The 18,866-nt window shown below is 67.5% G+C and carries 18 protein-coding genes; 6 read left to right on the top strand and 12 right to left on the bottom strand.

The features are described 5' to 3' along the window. Together A8G18_RS11150 and A8G18_RS11145 are read right to left on the bottom strand one after the other, a co-directional pair. Complete coding sequence (locus A8G18_RS11150; RefSeq protein WP_242496622.1) at positions 1-276, bottom strand: WhiB family transcriptional regulator; 276 nt, start codon at positions 274-276, stop codon at positions 1-3. A gap of 202 nt (positions 277-478) precedes the next feature. Next, on the bottom strand, positions 479-1,699 hold the full coding sequence (locus A8G18_RS11145; protein WP_064063924.1) for a CaiB/BaiF CoA transferase family protein: 1,221 nt from the start codon (positions 1,697-1,699) through the stop codon (positions 479-481). A 202-nt stretch (positions 1,700-1,901) separates the two neighbouring features. Between A8G18_RS11145 and A8G18_RS11140 the strand changes: the two genes are divergently transcribed. Beyond that, positions 1,902-3,317 (top strand): MFS transporter, encoded by a 1,416-nt coding sequence (locus A8G18_RS11140; RefSeq protein WP_064063923.1) that lies wholly within the window; start codon positions 1,902-1,904, stop codon positions 3,315-3,317. 52 nt (positions 3,318-3,369) lie between these two features. On the opposite strand, the gene A8G18_RS11135 is transcribed toward A8G18_RS11140, so the two are convergent. Beyond that, complete coding sequence (locus tag A8G18_RS11135; protein WP_064063922.1) at positions 3,370-4,266, bottom strand: LysR family transcriptional regulator; 897 nt, start codon at positions 4,264-4,266, stop codon at positions 3,370-3,372. A gap of 71 nt (positions 4,267-4,337) precedes the next feature. Here A8G18_RS11135 and A8G18_RS11130 point away from each other — a divergent pair, with 71 nt between their 5' ends. The 3 genes from A8G18_RS11130 to A8G18_RS11120 all read left to right on the top strand — a co-directional run bounded on the left by A8G18_RS11130 (position 4,338) and on the right by A8G18_RS11120 (position 7,249). Beyond that, complete coding sequence (locus A8G18_RS11130; RefSeq protein ID WP_064063921.1) at positions 4,338-5,255, top strand: CoA transferase subunit A; 918 nt, start codon at positions 4,338-4,340, stop codon at positions 5,253-5,255. Next, entirely contained in the window at positions 5,252-6,028 is a 777-nt protein-coding gene (locus A8G18_RS11125; RefSeq protein WP_064063920.1) for a CoA-transferase subunit beta, read from the top strand. The genes A8G18_RS11130 and A8G18_RS11125 overlap by 4 nt, the downstream gene beginning before the upstream one ends. A gap of 150 nt (positions 6,029-6,178) precedes the next feature. After that, a complete protein-coding gene (locus tag A8G18_RS11120) occupies positions 6,179-7,249 on the top strand; it encodes a DICT sensory domain-containing protein (RefSeq protein WP_064063919.1) in 1,071 nt (356 codons plus the stop codon). A 15-nt stretch (positions 7,250-7,264) separates the two neighbouring features. Here A8G18_RS11120 and A8G18_RS11115 read toward each other — a convergent pair whose 3' ends face one another. Then, positions 7,265-8,482, bottom strand: coding sequence for an EAL domain-containing protein (locus tag A8G18_RS11115; protein ID WP_064063918.1), 1,218 nt, complete (start codon positions 8,480-8,482; stop codon positions 7,265-7,267). Between the two features lie 274 nt (positions 8,483-8,756). Between A8G18_RS11115 and A8G18_RS11110 the strand changes: the two genes are divergently transcribed. After that, entirely contained in the window at positions 8,757-9,173 is a 417-nt protein-coding gene (locus A8G18_RS11110; protein WP_084421715.1) for an STAS domain-containing protein, read from the top strand. Positions 9,174-9,186: 13 nt separating this feature from the next. Here the strand turns inward: A8G18_RS11110 and A8G18_RS11105 are convergent, their stop codons facing one another. From A8G18_RS11105 to A8G18_RS11075, 7 genes are all read right to left on the bottom strand, one after another. Then, the gene (locus tag A8G18_RS11105; RefSeq protein WP_064063917.1) at positions 9,187-10,227 is read right to left on the bottom strand and encodes an acyl-CoA dehydrogenase family protein; all 1,041 of its coding nucleotides are present in this window, start codon (positions 10,225-10,227) and stop codon (positions 9,187-9,189) included. Then, the gene (locus A8G18_RS11100; protein ID WP_064063916.1) at positions 10,224-11,369 is read right to left on the bottom strand and encodes an acyl-CoA dehydrogenase family protein; all 1,146 of its coding nucleotides are present in this window, start codon (positions 11,367-11,369) and stop codon (positions 10,224-10,226) included. Before A8G18_RS11100 ends, A8G18_RS11105 begins: the two co-directional genes overlap by 4 nt. Further along, entirely contained in the window at positions 11,366-11,974 is a 609-nt protein-coding gene (locus A8G18_RS11095; RefSeq protein ID WP_242496621.1) for a TetR/AcrR family transcriptional regulator, read from the bottom strand. The genes A8G18_RS11100 and A8G18_RS11095 overlap by 4 nt, the downstream gene beginning before the upstream one ends. Next, positions 11,971-13,539: an acyl-CoA synthetase gene (locus tag A8G18_RS11090; RefSeq protein ID WP_064063914.1), complete on the bottom strand. Its 1,569-nt coding sequence runs from the start codon at positions 13,537-13,539 to the stop codon at positions 11,971-11,973. Before A8G18_RS11090 ends, A8G18_RS11095 begins: the two co-directional genes overlap by 4 nt. Before the next feature lie 2 nt (positions 13,540-13,541). Further along, positions 13,542-14,699, bottom strand: a complete 1,158-nt coding sequence (locus A8G18_RS11085) for an acyl-CoA dehydrogenase family protein (RefSeq protein ID WP_064063913.1) — start codon at positions 14,697-14,699, stop codon at positions 13,542-13,544. Positions 14,700-14,730: 31 nt separating this feature from the next. After that, a complete protein-coding gene (locus A8G18_RS11080; protein WP_064063912.1) occupies positions 14,731-15,540 on the bottom strand; it encodes a crotonase/enoyl-CoA hydratase family protein in 810 nt (269 codons plus the stop codon). Positions 15,541-15,651: 111 nt separating this feature from the next. Further along, a complete protein-coding gene (locus tag A8G18_RS11075; RefSeq protein ID WP_064063911.1) occupies positions 15,652-17,151 on the bottom strand; it encodes an ABC1 kinase family protein in 1,500 nt (499 codons plus the stop codon). A gap of 140 nt (positions 17,152-17,291) precedes the next feature. Between A8G18_RS11075 and A8G18_RS11070 the strand changes: the two genes are divergently transcribed. After that, entirely contained in the window at positions 17,292-18,311 is a 1,020-nt protein-coding gene (locus tag A8G18_RS11070; protein ID WP_064063910.1) for a sigma-70 family RNA polymerase sigma factor, read from the top strand. Between the two features lie 15 nt (positions 18,312-18,326). Here A8G18_RS11070 and A8G18_RS11065 read toward each other — a convergent pair whose 3' ends face one another. After that, positions 18,327-18,791, bottom strand: coding sequence for a VOC family protein (locus tag A8G18_RS11065; protein ID WP_064063909.1), 465 nt, complete (start codon positions 18,789-18,791; stop codon positions 18,327-18,329). Positions 18,792-18,866 lie beyond the last annotated feature (75 nt).

Here is an 18,866-nt window from a genome sequence, read left to right as displayed (position 1 = left end):
TCAGACCGACTGGAGACGACCGAGTTTCACCGCGCGTTCGAACGCTCGCCGTTCGGCGTAGTTCATGCCACCCCACACGCCGTGCGTCTCTCCGGTACGCACGGCATGCGTCAGGCACGCGTCGATCACCGGGCAGGAGCGACAGACCTCCTTCGCCTGCCGCTCGGCCCGGAGTACCGCACCGCGGCCGTCCTCGGGCCGAGGGAAGAACATCGCCGTGTCCACCCCGCGGCACCGCGCCGCGACCACCCAGTCGCGGTCGCCGGATCCGTACATCGCCGCCTCCTTGCCCATCGGGCCATCGCCGACCCGCACTCGTCGAACGAGTATTTGTACGGCCATTTTTCGATACCCGGCGGGGATCGTCAATCGTTGAGCAGCGCGGATCCATCAGAATCGGCGATGGCAGTCGCTTCGGATACCTATAAGCACCGGAAGCTATGGCCGCACATTTGACGAGCGGCCGACGTGGAGCGGATCAGCCGACGATGCCGGCCCTCTTCAGGCCCGCGATCTGCTCGTCCGTGAGGCCGAGATCGGCGAGCACCGCCTCGGTGTGCTGACCGAGCCCCGGCACCGCGCCCATCGGCAATTCGACGTCGCGGAAGTTCATCGGCGGCAGGATGCCGCGCACCGGACCCGCCTCCGTCTGCACCTCGCGCCAGCGGTCGCGCGCCGCGAGTTGAGGATGCTCGATGAGCCCGCGCAGATCCCGCAGCTGCGCGGCCGGCACCCCGGCGTCGGCGAGCTTCTCGTCGAGCTCCGCGCTGGTGAACTGCTTGGTGGCCCGAGCGACCAGCGCATCGACCTCCTCGCGGTGACGCACCCGCTCGAGATTGGTGGTGAAGCGCGGATCGTCGCCCCGCTCGGGAATGCCGAGGACCTCGGTGAGCGTGCGCCAGCCCCGATCGTTCTGGACGCCGATGAGGATCTCCCCGTCCGCGGTGGGGTACTTGTCGTACGGCGCGATCGACGTGTGCGACAGGCCCATTCGCGGCACCTGCCGCCCCTGATACATCTGCAGGTACATCGGATAACCGAGCCATTCGGCGGTCGCGTCGAACATCGACACGTCGATCGTCGCGCCGACGCCCGTGCGGTGCCGGCGCAACAGCGCCGCCTGGATGGAGGTGAGCGCATACATGCCCGCGGCGATGTCCGAGGTGGGGATGCCCGTCTTCACCGCAGTCTCGGGCGTACCGGTGATCGAGCACAGGCCGGTCTCCGACTGCACGAGCATGTCGTAGGCCTTGCGGTCGCGCATCGGCCCGTCGGTGCCGTAACCGGACATGTTGACCACCACCAGTTCCGGGTGGTCCGCACGCAGGTCGTCGGCGCCGAGCCCGAGTCGCTCCACCGCGCCGGGGGCGAGATTCTGCAAGAAGACGTCCGCACCGCGGATCAGCGCCTTCACCGCATCGATGCCCTCGGGAGCCTTGAGATCCACCGCGAACGATTCCTTGCCGCGGTTGAGCCAGACGAAGTGTGCGGCCAGGCCGTGCACGGCACCGTCGTAGGCGCGCGCGAAGTCGCCGTCGCCGACACGTTCGACCTTGACGACACGGGCTCCGAGGTCTGCGAGATGGCGCGTCGCGAGGGGTGCGGCAACCGCCTGTTCGAGGCTCACCACGGTGATGCCCTCCAGCGGCAGGCCGGCAGAAACCTCCACCTCGGTCCGATCGGTTCGGTCGCTCGTCACCTGATGTCCTTTCGCGTTCGCGGTTCCCCCATCCGGCGTCGCTGCATGTCTACCAGGACGAACACGGACTCCCCAGTAATACCTCTGCGGTATCGATTCGGGTCCTATTAGGTATTGGACTGTAAAGCCGAGCCCTGACACCCTCTGCTGAGACGCAGACCACATTCCCCCGCCCCATCGGGGCGTAGCAGACGGAGGGCGCATGAGTTCGTCCACACCCACCGATCAGGAGATCGCAAAGAAGGCCCGCAAGGCCGGCATCGCCTCCTTCATCGGCACCACCATCGAGTGGTACGACTTCTACATCTACGGCACGGCCGCCGCACTGGTGTTCGGCCAGGTCTTCTTCTCGGACGAACTCTCGAGCGGTGTCGCGACCCTCCTCGCGTTCGTCACCCTGTGGGCAGGCTTCCTCGCCCGTCCGCTCGGCGGCGTCATCTTCGGCCACCTCGGCGACCGGATCGGCCGCAAGAACACACTCGTCATCACACTCGTCATGATGGGCATCGCCACGGTGGGTATCGGCCTGCTCCCCACCTACGCGCAGATCGGCATGTGGGCGCCGGTCCTGCTGGTCTTCCTGCGCATCGTGCAGGGTGTCGCGGTCGGCGGTGAATGGGGCGGCGCGGTCCTCATCGCCAGCGAGAACGCACCCAAAGGCAAGGGAATCATGTATTCGGCGTTCGCACAGCAGGGTTCGCCCGCCGGCAACCTACTGTCGACGATGGCGTTCTTCTTCCTCGCAGCACTGCCCACTCCGCAGTTCCTGATGTGGGGCTGGCGCATCCCGTTCCTGTTCTCGGCGCTGCTCGTCATCGTCGGTATGGTCATCCGGCTCAGGCTCGAAGAATCGGATGCCATGAAAGCCGTTCTGGCACGCAAGAAGACCGTCAAGTTGCCGATCAAGGAAGTGCTGCGCAAGCACTGGGTCCTGGTCCTGCTCGGCGCCGGCGCGCTGCCTCTCGCCCAGGTGACCTATTTCAAGAACACCTTCGCCCTGTCGTGGGCGACGAGCGAACTCGGTTACGAGCGTGGCACCTTCCTCGCGATCATCGCGATCGCCCTCGTCGTGCAGTTCATCGTGCAGCCATTCGGTGCCGTCCTCGTGTCGAGGATCGACATGCGCAAGGCAATGCTCCTGATGATCGTCCCGGAGCTGTTCCTCATGCCCGCCATGTTCTACGCCATCCGCACCGAGACCTTCGCGATCGCCGTGATCGGCATGTGTCTCGCGACGATTCCGCACTCGATGTTCTACGGCGCCATCGCCGGCATCCTGGCCCGGGCCTTCCCCGCGAACATCCGGTACTCGGGCCTGTCGCTGGCCTACCAGCTGTGCTCGCTGATCGTCGGTGGTGGCACACCGGTGCTCGCGCAGTACCTGCTCAACTCGTCCGGGGACGTCACCGGCGTGGCCATCGCGGCCGGTTGCTACGCCGCGGTCTCCCTCGTGTGCACCCTGGCCCTGCTCGAGCGCACCGGGTACGACCCGAAGGCACCCTCGGTCGCCGAACAGTCCGACGCCGAGGAACTCGCCCTCGAACAGTCCGAAACAGCCGAGCGCGACCGCCGTACTCCGGGAACCTACGACACCCCACGAGATCGCGTCCATGCCTAGGACGGATCGCTCGCACTCGGGGCCGGCCGGCGCAGTCGCCGGCCGGCCCCGGTCACTCCGGAGTGGGCAGTGCTTCCTCGGAGAGGCGGAGGACCTCTCGCAGCGCGGCACTGTCGTCGTCCTCCCGCCACACCAGCCGCACGTCGAGCGGCTCGGGGTGGTCGGCGAGGGGAACGAACACGACCTCGGGGTTGATGACGTTCGCCGCGACCGACGAGACCGTCAGCGAACATCCCACTCCGGCCGACACCAGGGCGATCAACGACAGCGAATCCGGGGCACTCTGAACGATTCTGGGTGTGAATCCGACGTCGTGGGCGAGCCGGAGCAGCAGTTCGCGCAACATGGATCCGGGTTCGGCGGGCAGCATCACCCACGCCTCGTTCGCGAGATCCTCCAACCGGACGCTCTCCCGGTCGGCGAGCGGGTGCTCCTTGGGCAGCGCCACGACGAGGTTCTCACGGGCCACCACACGCGACGCGATACCCGGCGGGAAGAACAACAGTCGCACGATGCCGATGTCGAGTCTGCTCGCCGCGAGCTTGTTGAGCGCCTCGCTCGCGTAGGCCGAACTGTCGAGCACGAACTCGATACCGGGATGAGTGCGCCGCACGAGCTTCGCCCAGCGACCCACCAGATAGTGCGAGGACGAACCGGCGAAACCGATACGGACCCGGCCGGTCCGGCCCGAGCCCGCAGCGGTCACCGCCATCTCCGCCGATCGGCAGGCGTCGAGGATGTTCCGGGCCGGTTCCACGAGCGCCCGTCCGCTCTCCGTCAACCGCACACTGCGGGTGTTGCGTTCGAAGAGTTCGGCACCGAGCTCCTTCTCGAGTCTGCGGATCGTGCGGCTGAGCGGCGGCTGGGCCATGTGCAACCTCTGCGCCGCCCGACCGAAATGCAGTTCCTCCGCCACCGCCAGGAACGCCTTCACCTGCTGGATCTCCACCCGTCGATTATCACGCCTGCAGGCGCCGGACACCCGACACCGCATCACCGACCACACGGAGGACGACCGGTATGCCGGACAAACTCATGACCATGCGCGAGGCGATCGCCACCTATGTCGAGGACGGGACGACCGTTGCCCTCGAGGGTTTCTCGCACCTCATCCCGTTCGCGGCGGCGCACGAGATCATCCGGCAGGGCAGGCGCGATCTGACGTTGTGCCGCATGACCCCCGACATCATCTCCGACCAGCTCATCGCCGCCGACTGCGTATCGAAACTCGTCGCGTCGTTCTTCGCGAGCGGCTCGGCGGGGTCGCTGTACGAGATCCGCCGGCGCATCGAGAACCACGACCCCGTCGCACTGGAGGTCGAGGAGTACAGCCACTACGGCATGGTCTGCCGCTACCAGGCCGGGGCGGCCGGGCTGCCTTTCTTCCCCCTGAGATCGTATGCGGGCAGCGACCTGCCGAAGATCAACCCGGACATCCGGCCGGTGGACGATCCCTTCGGCGGCGGCAGCGTGTACGTCGTCCCTCCGCTCAACCCGGACGTGACGATCATCCACGCCCAACGCGCCGACCGCGCCGGGAACGTCCAGATCTGGGGGATCGCCGGTGTCCAGCAGGAAGCGGTGTACGCGGCGAAGAAGGCCATCGTGGTGGTCGAGGAGATCGTCGACGACGACGTGATCCGCTCCGACCCGAGCCGCACGCTCGTCCCGTCGCACGCCGTGGACGCGGTCGTGCTGTGCCCGCGCGGAGCACACCCCTCCTATGCGCAGGGCTACTACGACCGTGACTGTGCGTTCTACCGCCGATGGACCGCGATCAGCAAGGACCCCCAGCAGCTGCGCACCTGGTTGAAGGAATGGGTCCTCACCACCGCCGATCACGCCGAATACCTCGAGAAACTGGGCGAGGAGTACTGGGCCGCCCTCGAGGTCGCGCCGCGCCCCTCCGGGACCGTCGACTACGGGAGCCGAAAGTGACTGCCACCGAAACCTTCTCCACCACCGAACTGATCGTCTCCGTCGCCGCGCGGGCCCTGGCCGGCAAGGCCCGGGTCTTCGCCGGGGTGGGCCTGCCGACCCTCGCCGTCGACCTCGCCGCCCGCACCTCGAACCCCGACGTCGAGCTGATCTACGAATCCGGCGTCTGCGGCGCGCACCCCGAGGCGATGGCCGAAGGAATCGCCGACTCCGTCGTGGTCTCCGGCGCCGAATCCGTGGTGTCCATGGCATCGCTGTTCGGGTACGTGCTGCAAGGCGGCAACGTCGACGTCGGCTTCCTCGGTGCGGCGCAGATCGACCGCTACGGCAGCCTCAACACCAGCGTCATCGGCGACTGGGACAAGCCCACCGTGCGTCTGCCGGGCGGCGGCGGAGCCGTCGAGATCATGCCCAACGCCGGCGAGGTGTTCGTGATCATGCGACGCCACGATCCGAGCGCTTTTCCCGCCGAACTGGACTTCTGCACGTCGCCGAGCCCGGTGCGCGCCCGCCAGGCCGGCGTCGGCATCATGCCGCGCGGCCGCGGGGTGACGAAGGTGTTCACGAGCCTGGGTGTGTTGTCCCGGCAGGATCCGTCCGGCGAACTCGTACTGACCAGCATCCACCGCGGTGTCACAGTGGACGAGGTTCGCGCGGCGACGGGCTGGGATCTGACGGTCTCCGACGACCTCACGCGCACCGAGGATCCCACCGCCGAGGAGATCGACCTGCTGCGCAACGAGATCGACAAGGTACGCCTGTATCTGCGGTGATCCCACCGGAGGTCGTCGACTGCGCCCACGCGGTGGCTGGCAGGATGTCCGCAACGGACGACGCACCGGACCCTGCCTTCGGCGGCCCGGCGTACGTCCCTGTGATGCCCGGCGGACCCACCGCCGCGTGATGCGGGAAGGCGGCACGTCATGCACGCGAGCGCGATCCACGACCTGGTGGACGGCACCGTGGTTGCTACCGCAGTGTCGTCGATCGCGGCGGATCCCGGTGCAGATCGGCACATCCCCGTCCTGGCCCCGTTGATCGAGCTCACCCACGGTGCGGCGGAGAATGCGTCCGTGCGTGATGCCGTCGCACTCGTCGACGAGGACGAGGTGTTCGCCGATCCGGCGGTGGTCCTGCGCCGGATCGCTGCCGTGCGCGAACGCGGAGTCGCCGTGGCCGTGCGCGTCGCGGAATCGGCGCCACGCGCCACGGTCGTCCTGGCACTGGTGGAACCGGAGGTGGTCGTCGTGCCGGCGGAGGCGCTCGTCACATCCGATGCGCGTGCCGCCACGACCCTGTTGTCCTTGCGGGCACACTGCGAGCGCACGAACTCGGTCGTCGTCGCCGAGGGCATCGACTCCGATCTGCATCGCCAGGCCGCGCTCGCTCACGGCATCGGCTTCGGATGCGGCGCAGCACTGTCTGTCCCGGAGGACGGCACAGAACCTTCGTCGCGGTGCAACCGGTTGTTCCGGGAGCCCACCTGGAGCGCGCCGCTCGACGCCGCAACCGCGTCCCCTTTCCGCATCCTGTCGGCGGGGCGGGAGTGCGTGCGGAGCGGGAAAGGTCTGTTGGTCTCCATGAGCGCTGATCTCGAGGCCCGAGCCACAGAGGCCGGTGCCGACGTGATCGCGCTGGGCACCTTCCAGCACCGCGACCATTTCACCGGAGCGGCGAGGAGACGCTGGATGTCGATGGCCGGCGCCCTCGCGCACGTCGCGGTCTTCGCGGTCGGCTTCGGCGCGGGCATGTCGGGCACGAACCTCGTTCCGATCGAGCCGCACGATCCCCTCGTCGACGAGTGGAACGTCATCCTGCTGGGAGCGTCGTTCGCGTGTGCGCTCTCCGCCCTCGACCTGCACCGTCGATCGGCGGATGGTGAGCGGGAGTTCGAGTACGTCGTCTCCTACGATCGCGGGGCCGTCGCCCGCGCGGCGCGCGCGACCCTGGTCCGTCCCCGGACGGCACCCGCCGAGGCCCCGCCGCCGTCCTGAACCGTGCCTCGCGGGTCACCCTTCGAAGCGCGCCAGAATGCTGTGGGCGCACCGGATGACGGTGCCACGGTCGTAAGACAGGACGTACTGGAATTCACGGTCGAGATCTGCTGCCTCGGTGTGCATGTCGAACGCGGCGAGCACACACGCGAAGTGCGGGCCGAGGACGACGACGTTCCATTCGTCGACCATCGGATCGTCCGGATCCAACGGCGCGTGGTGCACTGCGGAGTCGACGTAGGGATCGATCCCGACGCCGTAGACCCCGGTGTAGGCGACCTGTTCGGCGAGCTGCGCCCATCGCGCCCGTGAGGTCGGCGTGAAGTGCTCGGCGCGCTGGAAGGTGCCGAGGACGATCGTCTCCGGTCCGGCTCCCACCGCATTGGTCTCGAGCAGCTTGCTCATCGACACCAGCAACCGCTTGAAGCTGCTTGTGCGCCTGCGCCCTTCGGATGCCAGAGCGAAAGGAGTGAGTGCGGGATCGTCCGCGACACCCGGACGTGGATGCAGCGGCAGGGGATCGATATCCGAATCCGGGTGCGCAGCATCTCTGTTCGTCGCGCGCACCCGATACAGCTGCCCCATACCGTATCGGGCCGCCAATCCGAGAGCGCGGCGGCGATGCAGTTCCGAGTCGACGCCCTGCGCGATCACGACCGCATTGCTGGACTCGATATAGGCGGCGACGGCGTGCGCGACTCTCGCCGTCGAGGCGTCGGCGGCACGGCCGATCAACGCGGGCGACGTGATGATCACGTCCGGTTCGACGAGCGGCAGCAGCGCCAGCGCCTGGGCTCGCGCCCCCACCCCGTCCACCGCGACGAGCATGCCCGCCGTGCGCGCTGCGGCGATGGCGCGCAGCGTCCTGGCAGGGCTTGCGATCAGCGACTGCTCGGTGATCAGCACGACCCTCGCCGGTTCCGGGCGATCGCCGAGCTCGCCGAGCTCGTCGAGGGAATCGAGATCGACGGTGACCAGATGCGGCACCGCCGAGTCGGGGTACCTGCCGGCCCGCTGCCATTTGATGCGGTCCAGCACCGACTTCTCGTGCATGGCCCGGGCGGTCTCACTCAAAGCTGTCGCGTCGTGCAACGACGAACCTTCGGGACCCCGCAGCTGCACTTCGACGGCAGACAGGGCGCCATTGTCGAGCCGGTGGATCGGGGCGAACTCCGTCTCGACGACGAGGCCGCCGAACGCGGTCTCCGCGTCGGCGGCAGGAACAGCGCTCATCGGTCCAGCATCCCACCTCCGGGCACGGATCGCCCGCGCGGGCCGACGAATCTTACGTTCTCCATTGTTTCTGCAGTTCGGGGGGGATTAGTTATCGAACAGTGATCTTTCGTTACCATTCCGTTATGGAATGGATCGTAGGGAAGCAACATCCATCGGACAGTCTCTGTGCAAGCCCGACGCGAGTTCTCACCCCGACCCCCAGCAGGCCGCCCGCCTGCTCAGGATCCAGCCCGCACCGGACGGCACGAATCCACGCCGACAGGAGACCGCAGTGAGCACACGTACGAGCACCACCCGCCGGATCGTCACCCCGCCCGGCGCACTCTCACGAGCCGCTGCAGCGACCGTCGCCCGCGCGCCGCGCTACCGCCTCGACGTTCACTCGCCGTCCCGTCGCTGCAGTGTCCTGCGCGCGAAGGGCGATCTCGATATGACCGCTCGGGCGGAGTTCGCCGCGACGCTCTGCGACCTCGCGCACTCGGGCGATCACGTCGTCGTCGACCTGTCCGAGGTGACCTTCATGTACTCCGAGGTGGCCTCGACGCTGGCCGATGCCGGCCATACTCGCCCCGGCCTCTTCCGGATCGTCGCCCCCACCCGTCAGGTGCGCATGCTGCTCGACATCCTGGCCCCCGGTCTCGACGTCACGGACCGCGCCGAGAACGACACCGCGGGCCACGCCGCCTGATCCCGCACGATCGTCAGCGTGCCGGGCCACCCGTGATGAGGGCCCACACGTCCCCGGCCTCACCGGCCGCAGCGAGCAGTTCGGAATCCCACGCGGCGACGGTGCCGAATTCACTGCGCCACGACAGGATACGGTTGGCATGCCGGTGCAGTTCGTGTTCCATCGTGAAACCGATCGCACCGAGCGCCTGATGCGCGTTGCGGGCGACCACCGACGCCGCGTGACCTGCGCACGACGCCGCGGCAGCGATCGCGAAACGCGTCGACGCCTCCCCGAATCCTCCGGCGAGAACGGCATCGACCGCAGCGTCGGCGGCGGCGTGCGCGAGCGAGACCTCGGTGGCGATGTCGGCGACAAGCGCCTGCACGGCCTGGAACTTTCCCAGCGGGCGACCGAACTGCACTCGCGCCGTGGTGTGTTCGACGACGAGCTCGAGGATCCGGTCCATCGCGCCCGCGGAGGCGAGCGCCCGGGCCAGCGCGCCGCGGTAGCGGAACTCGTCGGCGACACCTGCCGGAACGTCACGCCCGGTGAGTGTGGAGAAGTCGACGCACAGGTGGTCGCGGGGCTCCGCCGCCAGATTCACGGCCTCGACGAGTTCGACGTCTCCGCGCGCGACCTCGGCGACCTGCCATCCCTGCGGCGACTCCCACAGCACGACGATGGAGTCCGCGAACCGGGCCCACGGCACGTGACGTGCCCGGCCGTCGGCGTCGAGGACCGCCGCGGTACGCACACCCGGCGTGACCTCGAGTCCGGCGGTCTCGAGCAACCACCCCGCGAGCAGGTCGTTCTCGGCCGTCGGTACGGCAGCAGCCGCACCGCCGGCGGCGTCGAGCAGCAGGGCGGCCTCGAGCCAGCCCGCACCGCTTCCGCCGTGCTCCTCCGAACCGGTGAGCCGATCGAGGCCGAGCTCGGTGAGGGTGTTCCACAGGGCACGATCGAGTTCGACGACCTCACCGATGCGGTGGTCGTCACCCGAGGTGAACACCCCGGACAGCATCTGTGCGAAGTCACGCAGTTCCGTCGACTGCAGTGCGTCCTGCCCGCTCATCTCATCCCCAATCCTCGTGCGATGACCCCGCGGAGGATCTCGCTCGTGCCGCCGCGCAGCGTGAAGCCCGGTCGTTGCATGACGCCGGACCGGACGAGCTCGGCCAGGTGCGCGTCGGCCGTGGTGTACCCCGCGATCTCGTCGGCGAGATCGGCGAGATCGCCCTCCGTCTTCGTGCCGAGCACCTTCACGACCGACGCCGCGAGCTCGGCGTTCTCGCCGCGCTCGAGTGATTCGGAGACCGCGGTGGACATGCGATGCATTCCCGCGATGCGTCCGATGGCCGCCCCGATACGGGTGTCCGGTTCGACGCTGCCGTCCACCACACCGTGCACGAGGGACTCGAGCACCCCGAAGGTCGACAGGAAACGTTCGGGACCGCTGCGCTCGTAGCCGAGTTCGCTCGTCACCTGCTCCCAGCCGGCGCCGATCTGCCCGAGCACCAGATCGTCCGGGACGAAGACGTCGTCGAGCAGCACCTCGTTGAAATGGTGGTCGCCGGACATCGACAGGATCGGCCTGATGGTCACACCGGGCGAGTCGAGCAGGACGATGAACTGGCTCAGTCCGTCGTGTCGGTGCGCCGGATCGAGCGGGGCGGAGCGGGCGAGACCGAAGAAGGCGTCGGCGTGGTGCGCCCCGGACGTCCACAGCTTGGTGCCGGAGATCCGCCACCCACCGTCGATGCGGGTCGCCTTCGTCTTCACACTCGCGAGGTCGGAACCGGAGTCGGGTTCGGACATGCCGATGGCCCAGCAGATCTCACCCGCCGCGATGCCCGGTAGGAACCGCTGCTTCTGCTCCTCTGTACCGTACTTCAGCAACGACGGAGCGGCCTGGCGATCGGCGACCCACTGGGCGGCGACCGGCGCTCCCACCGCGAGCAACTCCTCGGTGACGACGAACCGCTCCATGAAAGTTCGTCCGTGCCCGCCGTATTCGACGGGAATCGTCATGCCGACCCAGCCGCGGGCGGCCAGCGCACGCGTGAACTCGGGGTTCCATCGGGTCAACCAGGTGTCGATGCCCGGAGTGAACACTCCCGCGTCGATCTGTTCCTTCAGGAACGCCCGTACCTCGGCGCGGAGTTCGGTCAGTGCCGGGTCGGGGGTGCCCGCCCTCGGTACCGGTCGTGCACTCATCGTGAACCTCCTTCTCCACCGGTGACGGTGGGACACAGCAGCGCCAGCGACAGGTCCGCATAGCGTTCTGCGATCTCGTCCGAGGTGTCCGGCCCGGCAGGGTCGTACCAGTTGGCGATCGCCGAGACCATCGCCAGGATCGACCGGCGGCAGTCGTCGGGATACTTCGTGGTGAAGACGCCCTGTGCCACACCACGATCGATGATGTCGCGGATCCGCTTCCGACCGGCACGCCGGCGCTCCTCGTACAGGTGCGCACCCTCGGGTTCGAGGTTGCGCACCTCGGTGGCGATCATGCGTCCTTGTTCGGGGAACTGCGTGCGGAAGACGACGTTTCCCTTGACGAACGCACGGATCTGCTCGACCGGATGGTCGCCGACACGGGCAAGTTCTGCCTCGCAGACGGCATCGTAGGTGTCGACGCCGTCGAGCAGGATCGCCAGCAGCAGATCCTGTTTGTTCTTGTAGTGGTAGTACAAGGCGGACAGGCTCACGCCCGCCTCCTGCGCGATCGTACGGATCGACGACGAACCGTATCCGTTGCGCACGAATTCCTTCCGTCCCGCCTCGATGAAGACGCGTTGTTTCGGCGACAGCACTCTCACGACGACGCTCCCGTATCGGCGTACTGCGCGATCAGATCGCCGAGCCTGCCCATGACCATCTTGCCCGTCGGCGTGCGCGGCAGTTCGTCGACGAATCGCACGTGCCGGGGACACTTGAAGCGCGAGAGTCGCTCCCGGCAGAATTCGACGACGGCCTCTTCGAGCTCGTCGGATCCCTCTGCACCGGGGACGAGTTGCACGAATGCTTCGACGCGTTCGCCGCGGTCCGCATCCGGCACGCCGACCACCGCGACGTCGGCGATCGACGGGTGCAGCGCGAGGACGCTCTCGGTCTCCTGCGGGTAGATGTTCACCCCACCCGAGATGATCGTGAACTTGTCCCTCCCGGTGAGGAACAGATAATCGCCCTCGTCGAGATATCCGATGTCGCCGGTGGTGTACCAGTTCTCCTCGAAGGGGTGCCGCGTGGACGCCGTCTTCTCCGGATCCTTGTGGTACTCGAACGAGAAGTCGTCCCGTTCGAAGTAGACGGTGCCGATCTCGCCGGTGGGCAACCGGTTGCCACGCTCGTCACAGATCCGTGCGAGACCGAGAGTGCCGGGACCACCGGTCTTCCCGACCGTTCCGGGCTTGTCGAGCCATTCCTGCGGCGTGACGAGGGTATTGCCGATCGCCTCGGTCGCGGAGTAGTACTCGTAGACGATCTCGCCCCACCACCGCATGATCTCCTGCTTGACCTCGACGGGGCACGGCGCGGCCGAATGCAACGCGCACCGCATCGACGACAGGTCGTAGCGATCCCGGACCTCACGCGGCAGTTTCAGCAGACGCACGAAATGCGTCGGTACCCATTGGCTGTGGGTCACGCGGTAGTGCTCGATGCACTCGAGGCTGCGCTCGGGATCGAACCGGTCCATGAGCACGACCGTGCCGCCGAGCGCCTGCGTCGACACGCCGTACCGCAGGGGCGCGGCGTGGTAGATCGGTGCCGGCGACAGGTACACGGTGTTCTCGTCGAAACCGAACCGGCGCACCTGCTTCAGCAGAGGAGGACCGGGCTCGTCACCGACCTGGGCCCCGGAGAGAGCCGGCTCGATGCCCTTGGGGCGGCCGGTCGTGCCCGAGGAGTACAACATGTCGCTGCCGCGCGGCTGGTCCGCCGTCGGGGTGACCGGAAGGCCCGCTACCTCCTCCTCGTACACCAGATGTCCGGGCACCTCTCCCCCGAATGCGATGCGGTGCGCCACCTTCGGGGTGAGCGGCACGATCGCCTCGGCGAGGTCGGCGAGGGGTGACGAGACCACGAGCACCTTCGCGTCGCAGTCGTCGACGATGTACGCGGCCTCGGCCGGAGCGAGATGCGTATTGACGAAGGTGACATACACGCCCGACCTCACTGCACCCCAGTACAGTTCGAACGCCGTGGCGTCGTTGACGGTGACGACCGCGATATGGTCGCCCTTCCCGACGTCGTGTGCGCGCAGCCAGTGCGCGAACCGGACGGACGCGTCCTCGAGCTCTCGGTAGGTGAGCGTCCGACCGGTCGCGGCCTCGTGCACCGCGGGCCGGTCCGGGGCGACGGCGGCGTAACGTCCCGGGTACACCCCTACAGCCCCAGATCCTTGGAGATGATCGTCTTCATGACCTCACTGGTGCCGCCGTAGATCCGGGTCACCCGGGTGTCGGCGTACAGGCGGGCGATGGGGTACTCGGTGATGTAGCCGTAGCCGCCGTGCAATTGGAGGCACTTGTCGATCACGCGTCCGGCGACCTCGGTGCAGAACAGTTTCGCGCGAGCCGCGTCGGCGACGGTCAGCTCCTTGCGGTCGAGCAGTTCGAGGCAGTGGTCGACGTACACCCGCGCCGCCTGGGTCTCGGCGGAGCACTCGGCGAGCACGAACTTGGTGTTCTGGAAGGAAGCGACCGGCTTTCCGAACACCTTGCGTTCCTTGGTGTATGCGATCGCGTGGGCGATCGCGGCCTCGGCGAAACCGACCTGGTTCAGAGCGATGCTCAGACGCTCCTGTGGCAGATTGTGGGTGAGATAGTCGAAGCCCGCACCCTCCTCGCCGAGGAGGTTCTCGACCGGCACCTTCACATCGGTGTACGACAGTTCGGCGGTGTCCTGCTGGTGCAGGCCGATCTTGTCGAGCTTGCGGCCCACCGCGAAGCCCTCGCTGTCGGTGGGCACCGCGATGATCGACAGTCCGCCGCGGCGGTTCTCGGGATCGAACGGACTGGTGCGGCACACCGTCAGGATGAGGTCGGCGGTGACGCCGCCGGTGATGAAGGTCTTGGCGCCGTTGAGGATGTAGTGCGAGCCGTCCTCGGACAGCTTCGCCGAGGTGGCGATATTCGCGAGATCGGACCCGGTGCCGGGCTCGGTCATCGCGATCGCCGTCATGATCGAGCCGTCGGCGAAGCCGGGCAGCCAGCGGCGCTTCTGCTCCTCGGTCGCATATTCGAGCAGGTACGGCAGGATGAGGCAGGCGTGCACGGTGTAGGAGCCGAACGAGACTCCTGCGCGCGCAACCTCTTCGAAGACGATGGCGTCGAACTTGAAGCTCGACTCGCCACCACCGCCGTATTCCTCGGGCACCTGGATCCCGAGAATTCCCAATTCGCCGAGACGACGGAAGAACTCGCGAGGCGGACGGCCCATCTCGTCCCATTCCTCACGATGTGGCACGACCTCACGTTCGATGAAGTCGCGCACCATCTTCCGGAACTGCTCGTGTTCTTCGGTGAAGATCGTCCGCTGCATGGCGTGTCCTCGGGTTCTTGGGGATGAAATGTCAGTTGCCGGTGAAGTCGCCGGTGCGTCGTTCGAGGAACGCCGAGAGGGCTTCGCGGTGGTCCTCGCTGTGGTGCGAGAGGGCCTGGAGAGAAGCCGACAGCTCGAGGAGCGTGTCGAGGTCGACGCGCTGGCCCTCGCGCAGCAGCTTCTTCGTCATGCGCAGTGCGTTCGGGGGATTGACGGCGACACGCGCGGCGAGCGCGTTCGCGGCGTCGAGGAGCTGCTCGGGTTCGACGACCTGCGAGACCATGCCCCAGTCGAGGGCCGTCGCGGCATCGACACGATCGCCGGTGAAGGCCATCTCGGCGGCCCGCGCCGCACCGATCGCGCGCGGCAGCAGCCAGGCGCCGCCGTCGCCGGGGATGATGCCGAGCTTGACGAAACTCTCCGCGAAGAACGCCGTCGTCGAGGCGATCCGCATGTCGCACATCATCGCGAGGTCGCAACCGGCACCCACGGCAGGTCCGTTGACGGCGGCGATGATCGGCACCTCGCAGTGGTAGATGGCGCGGGGCAGGCGCTGGATGCCGCGGCGGTAACCCTCCCGCAGGGCGTGGGGTGCGCCGCCGAACATGCCGCGACGCTCGTCCATGTCCTTGACGTTGCCGCCGGCGGAAAAGGCCGATCCGGCGCCGGTGAGGATCACGACGCGGGTGTCGATGTCGCGGTCGGCCTCCTCGACGAGCTCGACGAGGCGGTCGACCACGGCGTCACCCGAGATCGGGTTGCGCGCCTCCGGAAGGTTGATCGTCCAGGTCACGACATTTCCGTCGCGCGTGCTCAGTACGACGTCCTGCGAAGTTGCCATTGAGGTCGCGGTCCTTCCGGTAGCCAGTGTGGCTCGCACCATAATTAGGTCGAACGATCGTTCAAATTACGGGGCGCGACGGATCCTGTAAAGGCCGAACGGGGTTCTGCCTCAGTCGGGCAGGCTCACGTTCGATTCGGCGATTCTTATGGCGACTTCCTCCGGGAAGATGTTCCGGAAGACGAACGGATCGCGGCCGAGCACCCAACCGGGCGCCAGCGCGGTCGCGTAACGCTCGAAGTATCCGAGCTGCTTCCCGAACAACACGAGTTCCTCGGGAGTGGACGTGTTCCATTTGCGTCCGAGCGAGACGAGCGCGCCGATCAGCTCACTGAGCCGCAACTCCCCCACGTCCTGGCCGAGCAGCGGGCCGAAGATCTCGGCGACCTGCCGTCCGACCGCCGCGTCGTCGACGTCGAGATCGGCAGCGACCCCGAGGGCGCGCACACTCTGCGCGACCGCCGTGAAGTTCCCGTCGAGCAGCGCGGCGCGGAACAACGCCCGCAACAGCGCGCGCCACTCGTCGGGCAGTTCGCCGACGATGCCGAAGTCGAGCAGCGCTACGCGCCCGTCGTCGAGCAGCCACAGATTGCCCGCGTGCACGTCACCGTGGAACGGACCGTGACACAGCACCGCCTCCATCCACACCTTCACCCCGCGGCGCACCAGCAGGGAGGTGTCGAGATCGTCCTGGCCCGGCACCACCCGGTCGACCGGCTTGCCCTGCAGTCGCTCCATGCAGATCACCCGCGGTCCGCACCATTGCCAGTACACCTCGGGCACCGTGACGTAACGGTTGTCGTCGAAGGCGGAGATGTTGCGGCGGAAGCGATCCTGACGATCCGCTTCGACGGCCGCGTTGAGTTCGGTCATCGTCGCATTGTGGAGATCGCGGATGATTCCGGGGGTGTTCGCGATGCGGAAGAATTCGAAGATCTGCAGCATTTTCGCGCCCACGTAAGCGGCCCGCAGGTCGACGAGCATGCGGTGCGCGATCCCCGGTCGCTGCACCTTCACGACCGCCCGGCGGCCGTCGCGTAGCACGCAACCGTGCACCTGTGCGACCGACGCCGCGGCGAGCGGCACGTCGTCGAACGACTCGAACATCTCGTCGATGCGATGTCCGAGATCCTCCTCGATCACCGCGCGGGCCTGCTCGGACGGGAAGGTGGGAACGTCGTCGAGCATGCGCAGGCACGCATCGGCGAGGGGGGCGGGGAACAATCCGGGCGACGACGCGATGAGCTGACCCAGCTTCACGAAGGTCGGTCCGAGATGTTCGAAGGCATCGACGGTGCCGTGCGCGGCCGCTTCGACGATGCTGTGCTGCCGGGGCCGGACGGTCCACCGCAGCACCGCCCACACCACGAAGGCGATCAGGACGGCGGCGACGACCACGGCCCGCCCGAGCTCGGCCGGCCCGAATCGGTCGAGCGCGGGTCGTTCGACGTCCAGGGCGCCGGGCGGGAGGCCGTTCGCGTACGGTCCGACCGGTCCGGTGCAGTCGGGTCCACTGTGGTCCTGTCCGCTGTGGCCCTGTCCGTCCGATACGCCCTCGCGCAGCGTGTACTCGTGCACGACCTGTCCCCACTCCGTCCACCACGCGCTCACCTCGGCGCGACTGCGTGCACGGTACCTGCATCCGGCGCCCCGATCGAGACCCCGTGATTATCGCTGTCGCCTGTCGGTACCCCCGACTACTCTCTGACGGGTAGCGGATTCGGGTCCGACCAGCCGGGGGTATCGCGCTCATGACCGAACAACTGCTCGAGGAATCAACCGGCTCGACATCGACGTCGACCGATTTCATGGAGCTCGCCGAGCCGTTCCGCCGAGAACTGCTCGCACACTGTTACCGCATGAGCGGGTCGCTGCACGATGCGGAAGACCTGGTCCAGGAAACCTACCTGCGCGCCTGGCGCGGGTACGAGAACTTCGGCGGCCGCTCCTCACTGCGCACGTGGCTCCACCGGATTGCCACCAACGTGTGCCTGACGGCGCTCGAAGGTCGCAGTCGCCGGCCGTTGCCCACCGGGCTCGGTGCGCCGAGTTCCGATCCCACCGAGGATCTGGTCACCCGTCCCGAGGTGCCCTGGCTCGAACCGTTCCCCGCCGGGTACACCACCGACGATCCGTCGGATCCTGCCACCATCGCCGCCTCCCGCGATTCCGTGCGTCTCGCGTTCGTCGCGGCCCTGCAGCATCTCTCCGCTCGCCAGCGGGCGGTCCTGCTGCTCCGCGAAGTCCTGCAGTGGCGCGCCACCGAGGTCGCGGCCGCGCTCGACACGTCGACGGCCGCGGTCAACAGCCTCCTGCAGCGGGCACGCGCGCAGCTGAAGGACGCCCGTGTCCGCGACGACGAGCTCGCCGAACCCGACAGCGCCGAGACCAAGGCGTTGCTGCAGCGCTGGGTCGACGGCTTCGAGAAGTACGACATCGACTCGCTCGTCGAGATGCTCACCCAGGACGCCGTCTGGGAGATGCCTCCCTTCGAGGGCTGGTACCGGGGTCCCGACGCGATCGTCACCCTCATCAAGAAGAACTGTCCCGCGAAGGGCCCCGGCGACCAGGTGCTGCTTCCCGCCGTGGCGAACGGCCAACCGGCGTTCGGGCTGTACATGCGAGGGGAGGACGGCCGCCACCACCCTTTCCAACTGCAAGTGCTCGACATCGTCGACGGTAGAGTCACGCACGCCACCGTCTTCTTCTCCGACGACACCACTGCGTTGTTCGCCCGATTCGGGCTGCCGGAGGACCCGGCAGCCCGCTGAACCGCACGGTCGGCCTTACGCGGTGGCGTTCTCCTCGGCGTCATCCGGTGCCCACGCCTGCGCTGCGGCCGACATATCCATCCACATGACCTCCCAGACGTGGCCGTCGAGGTCCAGGAAGGCCCGCTGATGGGCGAAGTCCCCCATCTCCTCCTGCGCCTTCTGCCCGCCGGACGTCACCCATTCGCTGCCACCCGCGGCGACGGCACCGTCTACGAGCGCATCGACGGCCTCGCGAGTGTCGGCCGACACGCACATCAGCGCCTCGCGGGCCTTCGTGGTGTCGCAGATGTCGTCGTTGATGAAGTCGCGAAAACGCGGCTTCTCGAGCAACATCACGTAGGTCTGCTCGTTGATCTCCAGGCACGCGGTGTTCTCGTCGCAGAACATGTCGTTGAAAGTGAATCCGAGCTGGTCGAAGAATTCTCGGGAGGCGGCGACGTTCTCGACGGCGAGGTTGACGAACAGCATGCGCGACATGGTTTCTCCTGTGTTCGATCGTCCCTGTGCGGGACGCGGTGAGGTGTCACGGATACAGACCGAGCACTCGGCGAG

The sequence above is a fragment of the Rhodococcus gordoniae genome (genome assembly GCF_001646655.1).
Lineage (GTDB): Bacteria > Actinomycetota > Actinomycetes > Mycobacteriales > Mycobacteriaceae > Rhodococcus > Rhodococcus gordoniae.
The sequence above is the reverse complement of the archived record's forward strand: the minus strand, read 5'-3'. Positions and strand labels throughout refer to the sequence as shown.

Coding starts and splice junctions, on each gene's coding strand:
- A8G18_RS11150 (WP_242496622.1), bottom strand. CDS start 276: ATGTACGGATCCGGCGACCGCGACTGGGTGGTCGCGGCGCGGTGCCGC.
- A8G18_RS11140 (WP_064063923.1), top strand. CDS start 1,902: ATGAGTTCGTCCACACCCACCGATCAGGAGATCGCAAAGAAGGCCCGC.
- A8G18_RS11130 (WP_064063921.1), top strand. CDS start 4,338: ATGCCGGACAAACTCATGACCATGCGCGAGGCGATCGCCACCTATGTC.
- A8G18_RS11120 (WP_064063919.1), top strand. CDS start 6,179: ATGCACGCGAGCGCGATCCACGACCTGGTGGACGGCACCGTGGTTGCT.
- A8G18_RS11115 (WP_064063918.1), bottom strand. CDS start 8,482: ATGAGCGCTGTTCCTGCCGCCGACGCGGAGACCGCGTTCGGCGGCCTC.
- A8G18_RS11105 (WP_064063917.1), bottom strand. CDS start 10,227: ATGAGCGGGCAGGACGCACTGCAGTCGACGGAACTGCGTGACTTCGCA.
- A8G18_RS11100 (WP_064063916.1), bottom strand. CDS start 11,369: ATGAGTGCACGACCGGTACCGAGGGCGGGCACCCCCGACCCGGCACTG.
- A8G18_RS11085 (WP_064063913.1), bottom strand. CDS start 14,699: ATGCAGCGGACGATCTTCACCGAAGAACACGAGCAGTTCCGGAAGATG.
- A8G18_RS11080 (WP_064063912.1), bottom strand. CDS start 15,540: ATGGCAACTTCGCAGGACGTCGTACTGAGCACGCGCGACGGAAATGTC.
- A8G18_RS11070 (WP_064063910.1), top strand. CDS start 17,292: ATGACCGAACAACTGCTCGAGGAATCAACCGGCTCGACATCGACGTCG.
- A8G18_RS11065 (WP_064063909.1), bottom strand. CDS start 18,791: ATGTCGCGCATGCTGTTCGTCAACCTCGCCGTCGAGAACGTCGCCGCC.